General features: G+C 69.1%; 14 protein-coding genes. 8 read left to right on the plus strand and 6 right to left on the minus strand.

The window, feature by feature from the left end; all coding sequences use genetic code 11:
• Window positions 1–48: 48 nt before the first annotated feature.
• From AC3EO7_RS31395 to AC3EO7_RS31405, 3 genes are read left to right on the plus strand one after another with little or no spacing between them, the layout of a single operon-like run.
• Complete coding sequence (locus AC3EO7_RS31395) at window positions 49–1,614, plus strand: PspC domain-containing protein (RefSeq protein WP_431964245.1); 1,566 nt, start codon at window positions 49–51, stop codon at window positions 1,612–1,614.
• Entirely contained in the window at window positions 1,607–1,822 is a 216-nt protein-coding gene (locus tag AC3EO7_RS31400; RefSeq protein WP_435593187.1) for a hypothetical protein, read from the plus strand. The genes AC3EO7_RS31395 and AC3EO7_RS31400 overlap by 8 nt, the downstream gene beginning before the upstream one ends.
• A 31-nt stretch (window positions 1,823–1,853) precedes the next feature.
• Window positions 1,854–2,027, plus strand: coding sequence for a hypothetical protein (locus tag AC3EO7_RS31405; RefSeq protein ID WP_431964241.1), 174 nt, complete (start codon window positions 1,854–1,856; stop codon window positions 2,025–2,027).
• A gap of 62 nt (window positions 2,028–2,089) precedes the next feature.
• Here AC3EO7_RS31405 and guaA read toward each other — a convergent pair whose 3' ends face one another.
• Window positions 2,090–3,670, minus strand: coding sequence for a glutamine-hydrolyzing GMP synthase (gene guaA / locus AC3EO7_RS31410; RefSeq protein ID WP_435593188.1), 1,581 nt, complete (start codon window positions 3,668–3,670; stop codon window positions 2,090–2,092).
• A 159-nt stretch (window positions 3,671–3,829) separates the two neighbouring features.
• Between guaA and AC3EO7_RS31415 the strand changes: the two genes are divergently transcribed.
• Window positions 3,830–4,630 (plus strand): alpha/beta fold hydrolase, encoded by an 801-nt coding sequence (locus AC3EO7_RS31415; protein ID WP_431964237.1) that lies wholly within the window; start codon window positions 3,830–3,832, stop codon window positions 4,628–4,630.
• 77 nt (window positions 4,631–4,707) lie between these two features.
• Here AC3EO7_RS31415 and AC3EO7_RS31420 read toward each other — a convergent pair whose 3' ends face one another.
• Both AC3EO7_RS31420 and guaB read right to left on the minus strand, forming a co-directional pair.
• Window positions 4,708–5,868: a GuaB3 family IMP dehydrogenase-related protein gene (locus tag AC3EO7_RS31420; protein WP_141807277.1), complete on the minus strand. Its 1,161-nt coding sequence runs from the start codon at window positions 5,866–5,868 to the stop codon at window positions 4,708–4,710.
• Window positions 5,869–6,297: 429 nt separating this feature from the next.
• Entirely contained in the window at window positions 6,298–7,842 is a 1,545-nt protein-coding gene (guaB, locus tag AC3EO7_RS31425; RefSeq protein WP_431964234.1) for an IMP dehydrogenase, read from the minus strand.
• Between the two features lie 298 nt (window positions 7,843–8,140).
• On the opposite strand from guaB, the gene AC3EO7_RS31430 reads away from it, so the two are divergent.
• On the plus strand, window positions 8,141–8,554 hold the full coding sequence (locus AC3EO7_RS31430; protein WP_011207424.1) for a DUF5319 domain-containing protein: 414 nt from the start codon (window positions 8,141–8,143) through the stop codon (window positions 8,552–8,554).
• Window positions 8,555–8,801: 247 nt separating this feature from the next.
• On the opposite strand, the gene AC3EO7_RS31435 is transcribed toward AC3EO7_RS31430, so the two are convergent.
• From AC3EO7_RS31435 to AC3EO7_RS31445, 3 genes are all read right to left on the minus strand, one after another.
• Complete coding sequence (locus tag AC3EO7_RS31435) at window positions 8,802–9,812, minus strand: anti-sigma-D factor RsdA (RefSeq protein WP_435593189.1); 1,011 nt, start codon at window positions 9,810–9,812, stop codon at window positions 8,802–8,804.
• Window positions 9,813–9,903: 91 nt separating this feature from the next.
• On the minus strand, window positions 9,904–10,482 hold the full coding sequence (locus AC3EO7_RS31440) for a sigma-70 family RNA polymerase sigma factor (protein WP_067784912.1): 579 nt from the start codon (window positions 10,480–10,482) through the stop codon (window positions 9,904–9,906).
• Between the two features lie 145 nt (window positions 10,483–10,627).
• Window positions 10,628–11,485, minus strand: a complete 858-nt coding sequence (locus tag AC3EO7_RS31445; RefSeq protein ID WP_435593190.1) for a hypothetical protein — start codon at window positions 11,483–11,485, stop codon at window positions 10,628–10,630.
• A gap of 622 nt (window positions 11,486–12,107) precedes the next feature.
• Here AC3EO7_RS31445 and AC3EO7_RS31450 point away from each other — a divergent pair.
• The 3 genes from AC3EO7_RS31450 (at window position 12,108) to AC3EO7_RS31460 (ending at window position 13,687) form a co-directional block, all read left to right on the plus strand.
• Window positions 12,108–12,401, plus strand: a complete 294-nt coding sequence (locus AC3EO7_RS31450; RefSeq protein WP_067784918.1) for a WhiB family transcriptional regulator — start codon at window positions 12,108–12,110, stop codon at window positions 12,399–12,401.
• Between the two features lie 457 nt (window positions 12,402–12,858).
• Window positions 12,859–13,434, plus strand: coding sequence for a sigma-70 family RNA polymerase sigma factor (locus AC3EO7_RS31455; protein WP_431964228.1), 576 nt, complete (start codon window positions 12,859–12,861; stop codon window positions 13,432–13,434).
• Window position 13,435: 1 nt separating this feature from the next.
• Window positions 13,436–13,687 carry an RskA family anti-sigma factor gene (locus AC3EO7_RS31460; RefSeq protein ID WP_357407582.1) on the plus strand — a complete coding sequence of 84 codons (252 nt, stop codon included), beginning with the start codon at window positions 13,436–13,438 and terminating at the stop codon, window positions 13,685–13,687.
• Window positions 13,688–13,786: the final 99 nt, after the last annotated feature.

The following is a 13,786-nucleotide window of genomic DNA, read 5'->3' on the forward strand; positions in this document are numbered from 1 at the left end:
GTATTTCAGGGTTCCCCCCGATGCGCCGCGCCGCTGGTCAGCCGCACCATGGGGATTATGACGAGAACAACCTTCGGCGATCAGCTGCAGCAGATGTGGCAGACGCGGCCCGTCCGGTTGCCGCGGCAGGGTCCGGTCGCGGGCGTCGCGGCAGGATTCGGGCAGCGCTACAACGTCGACCCGGTGCTGGTGCGGGTCGCGTTCGTGGTGTCCACCTTCTTCGGCGGCGCGGGCATCGTGCTGTACCTGCTCGCCTGGCTGCTGCTGAACGAATCCGGGGATCAGTCCTCGGCCGCCGAATCGCTGTTCGGCAAGGGACACAGCTCACAGTCGCAGACGAAGACGGTCGTGCTGATCGTGGCGCTGGCCATCGCGGTCACGACGGTCGGCCCGTTCGGCGTCGGGCTGGCGGGCTCCGGAATGATCAGCCTGGCCCTGATGCTGGCGGGCTGGTGGATGCTGTTCATGCGGTGCCCGCAGCCGCCGCCGGGCACCAGCGCACTCGACGGCGGTTTCGCCGACAGCGGGTTCGCCGACGGCCTCGCCGCGACGGGCTACCCCGGAGCCGCGTTCCCGACCGGCCCGCTGCGCAACCCCGGTTACCCGGTCCCCGACGTCCCGCCGGTGTACAGCCCGTACACCAAGCTGCCGGACGCCTACGTTCCCGACACACCGCGCGAGCCGGAGGCGGAGACCCCCGTGCTGCGCGCCGATGCGCCGGAGACCGTATCGCTGGACAAAAGCGTCGACGAACCCGCCGAGGTGACCGACGCGAAAACCGAAGTGCTCGAAGCGCGGACCTCGTCACCGCAGCCGAGCGCCGGGGAATCGCTTTCGCTGGAGAAGCCCGACGCCGAGCCGAAAGCCCCCACCGAGCCGAAGACCCTCGCGGAACAGCCTGCCCGTATCCCGGCCCACCCGACGCCCGCGGCCTTCACCGGCGTGACCCCGCCGTCGTGGGATCCGCTCGGCGTGGCGCCGCTGGCCTGGGACCTGCCCGAGCCGACCCCGGCCCGCCCGGTGGTCGCCTTGCCGCCGAAGCGTCCCCGTTCCCGGCTCACCCCGGTCGTGCTCGGCCTGGCCATCCTGGCCGCGGCGGGTACGGGCGCGATCGCCGCCGCGGGCGTGGACTGGATGACGCCCGGCCGGATCGCCTCGGTGGCCCTGGCCGTGATCGGCCTCGGCCTGGTGCTCGGCGCGTTCCTGCGGCGCGGCTACGGCCTGCTGGTCGTCACCGCTCCGCTCGCCGGCTTCGTCATGCTCGCCTCGATGATCGGACCCATCGAATTCGACAGGGGCGCCATGGGCGATCACGTCTGGACGCCCGCGACGATGGCCGAACTACAGCAGGATTACCGGATCTCGATGGGTTCGGGAACGCTCGACCTGCGTTCGCTGAACCTGACCGAGAACCGGACGGTGAACGTCGATGTGCAGATGGGCGAGGCCCGCATCCTGGTGCCGGCGGGTATGACCGTTCGCACCGATTGCACCGTCAACATGGGCGAGAACCTGTGCCCGCAGGGCGTCACCGGTCCGAACACCCCGGGCGCCCCGGTGCTCGACCTCGATGTGGACATTCATCTCGGCAGTGTGGAGGTGCAGCGTGGCTGAACAACCCCGCCCCAACGACCCGACCGAAGGCCGCGGACCGTCGGCGTCCCTGCTGATAGTCGGCCTGCTCGCCCTCGCGGTGAGCGTCTGGGGCTTCATCGGCCCCACCGCGACGGCCAGCGGAGCGATCTCCTTCGGCTGGATCGTCGTCATCGCCGCCATCGTCGTCGGCGTCCTGCTGGTGATCTCCCCCCGCAGACGGCACTAGCGCGATGGCCCGAGTCGCACAGGAGAACCTCATGGCGCGAGAACAATTCGAGACCGACGCGGCCGATCCGACGCCGCCGCAACGACCGGGCACGCCCGTCGCGCGGGTCGTGCCGGTCACGCCGGCCAGGGCCCACGCCGGAGGCGGCACACTACTCGGCCACCTCGTCCTCGGCCTCGGCTGGAGCCGCGCCGAGACGGACTGAATCCCGAAACGCCGACGGCCCCCGCACACCTCATGTGCGGGGGCCGTCGAGGTCTCAGGGGATCACTCCCACTCGATGGTGCCCGGCGGCTTGCTCGTGACATCGAGCACGACGCGGTTGACCTCGGCGACCTCGTTGGTGATACGAGTCGAAATGCGCTCCAGCACCTCGTACGGCAAACGGGTCCAGTCGGCGGTCATGGCGTCCTCGCTGGACACCGGGCGCAGCACGATCGGGTGACCGTAGGTGCGGCCGTCGCCCTGCACGCCGACACTGCGCACGTCGGCGAGCAACACCACCGGGCACTGCCAGATCTGGCGGTCCAGCCCGGCCGCGGTGAGCTCCTCGCGGGCGATCGCGTCGGCCTGCCGCAGCGTGGCGAGACGATCACCGGTGACCTCGCCGACAATGCGGATGGCCAGGCCCGGACCCGGGAACGGCTGGCGCGCAACGATTTCCTCGGGCAGGCCCAGCTCGCGGCCGACCGCGCGGACCTCGTCCTTGAACAGCAGCCGCAGCGGCTCGACGAGTTCGAACTCCAGATCCTCCGGCAGCCCACCGACATTGTGGTGCGATTTGATGTTCGCGGTGCCGCTGCCGCCGCCCGACTCCACCACGTCCGGGTACAGCGTGCCCTGCACCAGGAACTCGACCTCGGGCGCCTGCCCGTCCTCGGTGCCGTGCTCGGCGACGACCTCGCTCACCGCGTCTTCGAAGGAGCGGATGAACTCGCGGCCGATGATCTTGCGCTTCTCCTCGGGATCGGTGACGCCCTTCAGCTCGCCGAGGAACTTGTCCACCGCGTCGACGGTGACCAGCTTGGCGCCCGTCGCGGCGACGAAATCCTGCTGCACCTGCTCGCGCTCGCCCGAGCGCAGCAGGCCGTGATCGACGAACACACAGGTCAGCCTGTCACCGATGGCGCGCTGCACGAGCGCGGCCGCGACGGCGCTGTCCACACCGCCGGACAGGCCGCAGATCGCGTGCCCGTCGCCGACCTGCGCGCGGACCTGCGCGATCAGCGCGTCGGCGATGTTGGCGGGCGTCCACGCGGACGGGATGCCCGCGAGCTCGTGCAGGAAGCGGCTGAGCACCTGCTGACCGTGCGGCGAGTGCAGCACCTCGGGGTGGTACTGCACGCCCGCCAGGCGACGGGCCCGGTCCTCGAACGCGGCGACCGGCGCGCCCGCGGTGGTGCCGGTGATCTCGAAGCCCTCCGGCGCGTCGGTGACCGCGTCACCGTGGCTCATCCACACCGGCTGGATGGTGGGCAGACCACCGTGCAGCAGGCCGCCGTCGATGTTCAGCTCGGTGCGGCCGTACTCACGGGTGCCGGTGTGCGCGACCGTGCCGCCCAGCGCCTGCGCCATCGCCTGGAAGCCGTAGCAGATGCCGAAGACCGGAAGCCCCAGATCGAAGAGCCGCGCGTCCAGCTGCGGCGCACCCTCGGCGTACACGCTGGCCGGGCCGCCGGACAGAATCACCGCGAGCGGGTTCTTCTCGGCGATCTCCTCGACGGTGGTGGTATGCGGAATCACCTCGGAGTACACACTTGCCTCGCGCACCCGCCGAGCGATCAGCTGGGCGTATTGGGCACCGAAGTCGACGACGAGGACCGGTCTCTGGGATTCTGCCACGGCCACAGTCTAGTGAGCCGGGTGCGCGCCCGAACCAACGGGCAGGTCCCCTGTGCAGGCACGTTGTCTCCGACACACCGGGCGCCCTCGGCCTCCTCCGACTATCTCGAAGCGGGCGGCTCGAATCCCGCATCGACCGGGCCGCGGCTCGTTATCCTCTTGCTCGTGCCCTTCGCCCGTGCGATAGACGCCGACATCCATTACGAGGACAGCGGCGGCAACGGTCCGGTGGTGTTGCTCGCGCACGAATTCCTCATGGACCGCACCATGTTCGCTGCACAGATGGCCGCGCTCGCGCCGGAATTCCGGATCGTGTCCTGGGACGCTCGCGGGCACGGACGCACCAGGGATCAGGGCCTACCCTTCACGTACTGGACCGCGGCGCGCGACGCGCTCACCGTGCTCGACCAGCTCGGCGCCGAGCGCGCGGTGTTCGGCGGCACGGCGCAGGGCGGCTTCACCGCGCTGCGCGCCGCGCTCATCGCGCCCGAGCGGATCGCGGGACTCATCCTCATCAGCACCGAGGCGCACGGACCGACGCCCGAGCAGTCCACGGCCACCCAGCGCTTCCTCGACGAGTGGTACGACGACGACAGCAGGGAGCACGCGGTCGGCCGGCTCGCCACCTGGCTGATCGGCGACGACGACTGGTATCGGGCGATCTGGACCAAACGCTGGCTCGGCCGCGACCGAGACGGCATCGAGGTCGCCGCGGGCTGCCTGCTCGCCAGGGAGTCGGTGCTCGACCGGCTTCCCGAAATCACCTGTCCCGCACTGGTCATCCACGCCACCGACAGCGGCATCACGCACGACCGCGCCAAACAGCTGGCCGCGGGCCTGGCGTCGGCGACCTACGTGGAGATCGCGGGCGCTCGCCTCGCGGTCACCATGACCCACCCGGAACCGGTGAATCACACGATCCGGCAGTTCCTCCGCGACCACGTGATGCCAACACACGCGCGGTGACGCCGGTTCGCACAGCGAACAGCGCTGAGCCCGCGCCCGATCGGTCGGGCGCGGGCTCGAGGCGAACGCGGACGGCCTCAGGCGCGAACGCTGAGTCCGACCTTCTGGAACTCCTTCAGGTCCGAGTACCCGGCCTTCGCCATCGAGCGGCGCAGGCCGCCAACCAGATTCAGCGAGCCGAACGGGTCGTCGGACGGACCGAAGAGCACCCGCTCCAGGCTCGGGCGCACCTGCTCGGTGGACTCGCCGCCCAGATCCCACGGATCGTCCACGTGCAGCAGTGAACCGCGCGGCACCGACGGGTGCGCGGCCGCCGACGGCCAGTACCAGCCGCGGCCCGGCGCCTCGGCGGCCAGCGCCAGCGGCACCCCGAGCATGGCGGCGTCGGCGCCGCAGGCGATCGCCTTCGCCAGCTGACCGGAGGTGGCGATATCGCCGTCCGCGATGACGTGCACGTAGCGGCCGCCGGTCTCGTCCAGGTAATCGCGGCGCGCGGCCGCGGCATCGGCGATGGCAGTGGCCATCGGCACCCCGATGCCGAGCACCTCGCCGGTGGTCGTCGCGCCGGGGTAGGAGCCGTAGCCAACGATCACGCCCGCGGCGCCGGTGCGCATCAGGTGCAACGCGGTGCGGTGATCGCTGACACCGCCTGCGACCACGGGCACGTCCAGCTCCGCGATGAAGGTCTTCATGTTCAGCGGTTCGCCGTCACCGACGTGCTCCGCGGAAATGATGGTGCCGTGCACGACGAGCAGATCGATGCCCGCCTGCAACAGGGCGGGCGTCAGCGCGCGGGCGTTCTGCGGGCTGACCCGCACGGCGACGGTCACGCCCGCCGCACGCACCTCGGCCACCGCGGCCGCGAGCAGATCCGGCTGCATCGGCGCCGCGTGCAGCTCCTGCAGCATGGCGACCGCGCGCTCGTAACCGCCCTTGCCGACCAGCTCGAGCAGCTGATCGATCTTCGCCTCGACGTCGGCGTGCCTGGCCCACAGGCCCTCGCCGTTGATCACGCCGAGCCCGCCGAGACGGCCGAGCTCGATGGCGAACTTCGGCGACACCAGGGCGTCGGTCGGGTGCGCGAGGAACGGAATCTCGAACCGGTAGGCGTCGAGCTGCCACGCCAGCGACACCTGCTTCGACGAGCGGGTACGCCGCGAGGGAACGATGTCGACATCGTCCAGTTCGTAGGTACGCCGGGCCGTCCGGCCCATGCCGATCTCGACCATGTCGCGCACTTGTCTGTCCTTTCGGTGTTTATTTACGCGCTGGCGCGCGCGTGTTCGCGGCCGTGTCTTTGGCGCGCTGGCGCGCGCGTGTTCGCGGCCTTTTATGTCTCGCTTCCGAGCGGTCGAGACTCGCGACTGCGTCGCATGCGCTTCGACCGCTCGGAAGCGAGACGGCCGCGAACGGGCTCGTAAGACTCGCCCTCGGGGTGGTCGGGAGGGAGCGCCCGTGCGGGCACGTCGACTCGCGAACAGGTTAATCATGCACGGGGTACCCACTCGGATCGCAATCGCGTCCTGTACCTCGCGCCGAAAACCGGAATGTGCACCGGTGTCCTGAACTCGACCGGCGACTCCGTCAGGGCCCCTTCCCCGCGCCGCCCGCGGCAGCCGGGCCTGTGATGGCAGGTTGCCCGGCTACCGAGGCTCGCGTCGGTTGGGTCAGCCGCGGCCGGTGTAGTTCGGCGCTTCGACCGTCATCGTGATGTCGTGCGGGTGGCTCTCCTTCAGGCCAGCCGCGGTGATCTGCACGAACTGCGCTTCCTGGAGCTCGGCGATGGACTGCGCGCCGGTGTAGCCCATGCCGGCCCGCAGGCCGCCGACGAGCTGGTGGATCACCTGATTCACCGGGCCGCGGAAGGGCACGCGGCCCTCGATGCCCTCGGGCACCAGCTTGTCCTCGGCGAGCACGTCGTCCTGGAAGTAGCGGTCCTTGGAGAACGACTTGGCCTGACCGCGGCCCTGCATGGCGCCCAGCGAGCCCATACCGCGGTAGCTCTTGAACTGCTTGCCGCCCACCAGGATCAGCTCGCCGGGCGATTCGCCGGTGCCCGCAAGCAGCGAGCCGAGCATCACGGTGGACGCGCCCGCCGCGATGGCTTTGGCGATGTCGCCGGAGAACTGGATGCCGCCGTCGGCGATGACCGGAACGCCGTGCGGCTTGCACGCGGCGACGGCCTCGAGGATCGCGGTGATCTGCGGCGCGCCGACGCCCGCGACCACGCGGGTGGTGCAGATGGAGCCGGGGCCGACACCGACCTTCACCGCGTCGGCGCCCGCCTCGACCAGCGCGGCCGCGCCCGCCCTGGTGGCGACGTTGCCGCCGACCACCTGGATGCGGTCGCCGACCTCGGCCTTGACCTTGGCGACCATCTGCAGCACCTGCACCTGGTGTCCGTGTGCGGTGTCGACGACCAGCACGTCGACGCCCGCGTCGGCCAGGGTCATGGCGCGCGACCAGGCGTCCTCGCCGACGCCCACCGCGGCGCCGACCAGCAGACGGCCGTCGCGGTCCTTGGTGGCGTTCGGGTACTGGTCGGTCTTGACGAAGTCCTTGACGGTGATGAGCCCGCGCAGGCGGCCGTTGCCGTCCACGATCGGCAGCTTCTCCACCTTGTGGCGGCGCAGCAGCCCGAGCGCGGCCTCCGCGGTGACGCCCTCCTGGGCGGTGATCAGCGGCGCCTTGGTCATCACATCGGCGACGCGCCGGTCCTGGTCCACCTCGAAGCGCATGTCGCGATTGGTGATGATGCCGACGAGCGCGCCGGTCTCGTCCACCACCGGAAGGCCGGAGATGCGGAACCGGGCGCACATCGCGTCGACCTCGGCCAGCGTGTCGGTCGGGCGACAGGTCACCGGATCGGTCACCATGCCCGCCTCGGAGCGCTTGACCGTCTCCACCTGGGCGGCCTGGTCGGCGGCGGACAGATTGCGGTGCAGCACGCCCATACCGCCCGCACGGGCCATCGCGATGGCCATGCGCGCCTCGGTGACGGTGTCCATGGCAGAGCTGACCAGCGGGGTGCGCAGCCGGATCTCCCTGGTGAGCTGACTCGAGGTCTCCACCGAACTGGGAATCAGATCCGATGCGGCGGGCAGCAACAGCACGTCGTCGAACGTGAGGCCGAGCATGGCGATCTTGTTCGGGTCGTCGCCACCCGTAGGGGGGCGGACTGCCAGTCGTTCGCCCGGTACGGGATTACTCATTCGGATCGACCCCTCCTGGAACGTCGAAAGCGAGAGACGCCGGATGGACCGGCGTCGCGCACAACTGATGGGATGGACGGTGGCGGCGAGGTCAGTGTGTCGGGAACTGTCCGGCGCCTGCCACCTATGGTATCTGTCCCGCAAACTCGTCGATGAACTGAGCCCAGTGGGCGCAGCCGGGACGAAGTCCGGCGGAAGACCGCACCCGGCCGGAGTGGCAGGCGGAGGCGCGCCCGGTCGCGAAACTGGCACCCTACATAGCTGGCGCAGACCACCCTGTTCTGCGTACCGTGGGTGTGTGCGTGACCATCTACCACCTGGCTTGCCGCCGGATCCGTTTGCCGGAGACCCCTCCGACCCGTCCGCCGCGCTCGACGCTATCGAGCCCGGCGAGCCGCTGGATCCCCACGAGCGCCTTGCGGTCGAGGAGGATCTCGCCGACCTCGCGGTCTACGAAGCGCTGCTCGCGCACCGCGGAATACGCGGGCTCGTCGTCAGCTGCGAGGACTGTAGGCAGGACCATTACCACGACTGGGACATGTTGCGCGCCAACCTGCTTCAGTTGTTGGTCGACGGCACGGTGCGGCCACACGAGCCCGCCTACGATCCGACGCCAGAGGCGTACGTCACCTGGGATTACTGCAGGGGCTACGCGGACGCGTCGATGAACGAAGCATTCCACGGCGACGGGTTCGACGGCTTCGACAGCTGATCTCGCGATCCCGACACCCGAACACGACGAAATACCGACCGCCGGTCGGCAATCGGTCGACGCGCGCGTATTCGGGTGACGGCCCTCACGGCCTCCGCGACACGCCGACGCACGGCGTGCGCGCACTCCTCTTGTCGGTGTCGAACGACACACGATCAACGACACGCGATCACGGTGAATATCCAACCTGCGACCGGCCGGACACCCGGCAGGCACCGGGGGAAGACGAACTCGCTTACGCCCGAGCTCAGTTGCTCGGAGTGTGGCTGACCGAGGGCGCGGTCGGAATGTTCACCGTGCCCGGCCCGTCCTCCAGGATCGGCGACCTCGTCGCCGGCTGAGTCGGTGCTTCGACATCTCCGCCGGTCGGCACGCCGACCGTCGTCGGCGCCTGCGTGGTGGGCGGCCCCGGGTTCGGCGGCTGTTCGACAGGCGTGGTCGGCACGGTGGTCACCGGCTGTTGCGTCGTCGGCGCGGTCGGACCACCGGTCGGCCCGGTAGGTCCGGTCGGTCCAGCCGGCTCCACGGTGGTCGGCGGCGTGGTCTCCGAGATCGGCGGCACCATCATGTTGGTGATGGTGGTGGTCTCGCGGGCAGGCTGCGTCGGCGTGGTGGTGGAACCGGTGGCGCCGGTCGGCCGCGGCTGGTTCGTGGTGGTGGCCTGTTCGAGCGCGGCCGCCGCCTCCGGCGACAGTTCACGCAGCTGCGTGAGCAGCTTCTGCCACTCGGACTCCAGATCCTGCTTCTTGCCCGAGTCGCTGACCTGGTCGACGTTCACCGACGCGCGCTCCAGCAGCGCCTTCGCCTGCGCCGGATTGCGCTGCGCCAGAGCCTGCTCGGCCTGGTCCAGCTCGTTGCCTGCGCGCTGCACCACGGTGGTCTGCGCCTGCTCGCTGAACACGACCTCTTTGACCCGCCACAGCGGATCGCCGGGCTCGGCGCTGTAGGAGAACGCCGTCACACCGCCGAAGACCAGTGCCAATGCCGCCGCGGTTCCCGCGATCGGACCGACAAGCCGAAGACGGCCGCGGTTGACTGCGCCGACTCGAACCTTGCGCGCGCCGATCTCCTGGTTGACCGCGGCAACGACCGCGTCCAGATCCGGTGCGCTCGGCAGCGGCGGCGAAATCAGTTCCGCACGCCAGTCAGCCAGCAGTGCGGCTAGCTGAAACTCCTCCGCGCTATCGGTCTGTACCGGTCCATCGCTGGCGATGGCGTCGATCAGAACATCGTCACGGCGTACCGCGGCGATGTCCACCGGTCCGGTGTCACCAGTCCCCCCGGCGTAGGGACCGCTATTTCGCGATCCACGTCGCGCCTTCCAGTCACCCCGACCGCGCTCGCCATCCCTAGCCATACATTTCACCTGCCCTCGCCACTTGTGACTTCAGTTTCGCGAGCGCCCTGTGCTGGGCCACCCGTATAGCGCCCGCCGTACTGCCCACGGCGACCGCGGTTTCTTCCGCTGACAAACCCATGACCAATCGCAGGATCAGGATCTCTCGATGCTTTTCGGGGAGAGTCGCGAGCAGACGGTTCATCTGCCTACTCGTCTCCGATTCGAGAGCTCGCTGTTCCGGTCCTTGGTCGGTGGATATGACATCTGGTACTTCGGCCATCGCCTCCGCCTTGTTACGGGCGGCGTTGCGGTGTGCGTCGGCGACCTTGTGCGAAGCGATTCCGTATACGAAGGCCATGAAGGGCCTGCCCTGGTCCTGATACCTGGGCAAGGCTGTCATCACGGCCAGACATACCTCCTGCGCAACGTCGTCCGCGGAGAGCTGTCCACGCTCCGCCGCGCCGATACGCGCGCGGCAGTACCGGACAACCAGCGGGCGGATCAGCTCTAGTACCTGAGCTAAAGCGGATCTGTCGCCCTGCGCTGCGGCAGCGACGGCGAGGTCCAACTCTTCGCCCGTGTGCGTCATCGTCAGAGATATTCCTGGCGTTACAAGTGGCACGGGCCCGATGACCTGTGCTTCCGCGGATGTGGCGGAACGGATCTAACAATAGCGATAGGCGACGAGGAACCGAGCAACATGGTCACTTGTCTCGAGAACGTCTCGCCGACCGTCACGCGGCGCCCGGTGGCCGAAAACGCCCGCCACGACGGGCGATTCCCGCGGCGCACGCTGCCGCCTCGCCCGCGGCGCCCGGATCCGACAAGCCGGAACGCAGCATCGCGCACGCCCAGCGCAGCGGAAGCAGATCGTGCTCCCGGCATTCGGCGGCCACCGTGTCGGCCAGCACTCGGGCGTGTTCGACATCACCCGACGCGGCCGTCGCCGCGGCGACGAGGAGCCGGGACTTGACGCGGTGCCGCACCGACGGCGCGGCCTCGGCGAGGGCGAGGGCGTCGCGCGCGTGCGGCAGCGCTTCCCGGGCCGCACCCGACGCCAACGCGGTCTCGGCGCTGACCCAGTGCCAGCGGATCCAGGCCCGCCATCGCAGGCCGTCCGGATCCAGCGCGGCGCGGCTCCGGTCGAGCAGCCTGCGCGCCAGTGCGAGGCGGCCGGCGCCCAGCGCGTCGGCGGCCAGGCCGGTGAGGGCGTCGCAGATCGCGTCGACGCGGTCCGGCGCGGACCCGGCGGGCGCGAATGCGAGGTCGCCGCCCGGCAGCGCCAGCGCGGCCGCACGTCCGTCCGGGCCGGACGCCGCAGCGTGCCAGCCGAGTTGACGCAGCAGCGAGCCCTCGGTGCTCGCGGCCAACGAGAGCAGTACCGGATCCGCGGTCCGCCGTCGCATCGCGGACAATTCCGCGCGGGCCGCGGCGTAGCGGCCCTGTCCCCCGAGAATCACCGCCCGGAGCCAGGAACTCAGGGCGTCCTCGGCGGCCGGCAACTCGGCAGCGGCGAGGCCGGGACGAGCCCCGAAGGCTCCCATAGCGAGGACTTCATATCGGACATCCACGGTCGGAACTGGCGCGAACACGCGCGAACTCTATCCCGTCCGCGGCCGACGACCGCGCGTAGTAAATGGCGGCTCGAAGACCTGGCTACTTGTCAGCATTTCTGGTACGCCGCCCATGTTTCCATCAGGTAAATCTCGTCTCAGCATTGCGAGATCATCCGCGACACAAATTCACGCGCGTTTCGCGCAATTAACCTCCGCGCCCCGTTTCCGCCATATGGGCTGTGCTCGCGCACAGCCCGTACGGTGGCCACCGTCACTCCGGTTACCTGTCCCCCATGGAACCAGTAACCTGTGAGCGGTCCCAAAAAAGACTCACGACCTGCGGAAACCTTGACATACTCGACACAGGCAGCTACCCGCCGCGTTCTAGCCAACCGAACAGTATCACCGGAACCCACGTTAAAAGTAAACAGCGGGTAGGTTAAATCTCGCCATTGCCAGATTTCGAAAACCAGTGCGTCGAACTATTGACGGAATTTCGCGGCTACCCCTAACGTAACTCATCGCCACGGACGGCGCCGCGCGAAATTGCAGCGACCGGAAGGGCGAGCCGAGGGACACCGCCGATCGCACGTGTCCCCCACCTGTTGCAGTCAACTGCTCGACAACGCCGACGAGCTCGCAATACGAGGAGTTCACCATGCCCATGCCGACCCACCTCCCCGGACCGAACGCCGACGTCTGGGACTGGCAGATGCGCGGTTCCTGCCGAGGCGTGGACTCCGCCGTGTTCTTCCATCCCGACGGCGAACGCGGCCGCGCCCGCACCGCACGCGAGATGCGAGCCAAGGAGATCTGCCGCGCCTGCCCGGTACTCATGCAGTGCCGCAGCCACGCGCTGAAAGTCAGCGAGCCCTACGGCATCTGGGGCGGCATGTCGGAGACCGAGCGCGAGATGCACGCGCGGCGCAACCGCCGTCGCATGGCCGTCTGAGCCGCGACCAGCCATCGCCGCAGCCACAGCGCGAATCCGCGACCCATCCGGACCGCGTGGCGCGCCGAATGCCTAGCAAATAACCGGCCACTGAAACACCAGAAACACGATCCCGGCCGAACCCGATGGCACACCGCTGTCCCGGTCCGGAACCGACGCCGACGCGCGGCATCAGGCGGTCACCACCGCCGTACCCGCGGTCGCGGCGAGCAGGAGCCGCGCGATTGTCGGCCCGGTGGCGATCGGTTGCTGTTGGCGTGTCACATCTGAATTCGCCCGGCGTTTGGGAGTTCACCGCAAAGTAGCTGAGCTGCTTGCGGTTTGCTGGCACCCCACTGGAAGGAGGCGATAGCGGCACGCTACGGTAGTGACCGATGACACAGAATGGAGCGTTGTGACAACGCGGCCGCCAGCCGCAGAGGGCGACTCGTTCCGAAGAGAAGCCTTCCCACCGAGTGTGGATTCTGCGGTGTCGGCACGCGCAGCCGAAAGCATCGAACTAGCCGCTCTCTTGCATCGCTGCGGCCAGTCCGACCAGGAAGCTTTCGCCGAACTGTACGACCGAACGTGTGCGCGCGTGTTCGGTCTGGTGCTCCGGGTGCTACACGATCCGGGGTACGCGGAGGAGACCACGCAAGAGGTGTATCTCCAGCTCTGGCGTACCGCAGCCAGTTTCGACCCCGCGAAGGGGTCGGCGGTGACGTGGTTGATGACGCTCGCCCATCGGCGTGCCGTCGACCGGGTCCGCGCCGAGCAGGCCCATACCCTGCGCGAAGTCGCGTACGGGATAAGGGTTCTCGGCAACGAGTTCGACGAGGTGATCGAAGAGGTCGAGCGCAGACTCGAACAGCAAGCGGTCCTCGAGGGACTCACCGGCCTCACGGAAACCCAGCGAGAAGCCATCTCGCTGGCCTACTACGGCGGCCGAACTTACGCGGAGGTGGCCACCTATCTCGGCGTAGGGTTACCGACCGTCAAGTCCCGAATTCGGGATGGATTGACACGACTGAAGAAAAGTTTGGGGGTGACGTGAGATGAACGAAGCCCAGATCGATCTCGCGCACACCGTCGCGCTCGGATCGATCGACGACGAAGACCATCACGCGGTACAGGAATTGCTCGACGGCGAGGATCCGGTGCTACACGCCGAGTTCATCGCGGAGGTGCGGCAGGCCAAGGATGCCTTGGCCGCGCTCGCGGCGGTGACGGCCACCGCGCCGCCCGCCGCGCTTCGCGGTCGGTTGCTCGCGGCCATCGCTGCCGAGCAACCTCCCGTCGCCTCCTGAGCTACACCCCCAGTCGGCGCGCCCAGGGCTGCGCCACGGCACCGATCTCCGGTGACCTCGCGCGCTCCCGCGCCGATCGCCGAGAGACCGCTCGCCATC

The organism is Nocardia sp. bgisy118 (assembly GCF_057708605.1).

What these genes read in the sequence shown, in the direction of transcription:
- AC3EO7_RS31460 (WP_357407582.1), top strand. Translation starts at nt 13,436, where the DNA reads ATGAACGAAGCCCAGATCGATCTCGCGCACACCGTCGCGCTCGGATCG.
- AC3EO7_RS31405 (WP_431964241.1), top strand. Translation starts at nt 1,854, where the DNA reads ATGGCGCGAGAACAATTCGAGACCGACGCGGCCGATCCGACGCCGCCG.
- AC3EO7_RS31440 (WP_067784912.1), bottom strand. Translation starts at nt 10,482, where the DNA reads ATGACGCACACGGGCGAAGAGTTGGACCTCGCCGTCGCTGCCGCAGCG.
- guaB (WP_431964234.1), bottom strand. Translation starts at nt 7,842, where the DNA reads ATGAGTAATCCCGTACCGGGCGAACGACTGGCAGTCCGCCCCCCTACG.
- AC3EO7_RS31450 (WP_067784918.1), top strand. Translation starts at nt 12,108, where the DNA reads ATGCCCATGCCGACCCACCTCCCCGGACCGAACGCCGACGTCTGGGAC.
- AC3EO7_RS31395 (WP_431964245.1), top strand. Translation starts at nt 49, where the DNA reads ATGGGGATTATGACGAGAACAACCTTCGGCGATCAGCTGCAGCAGATG.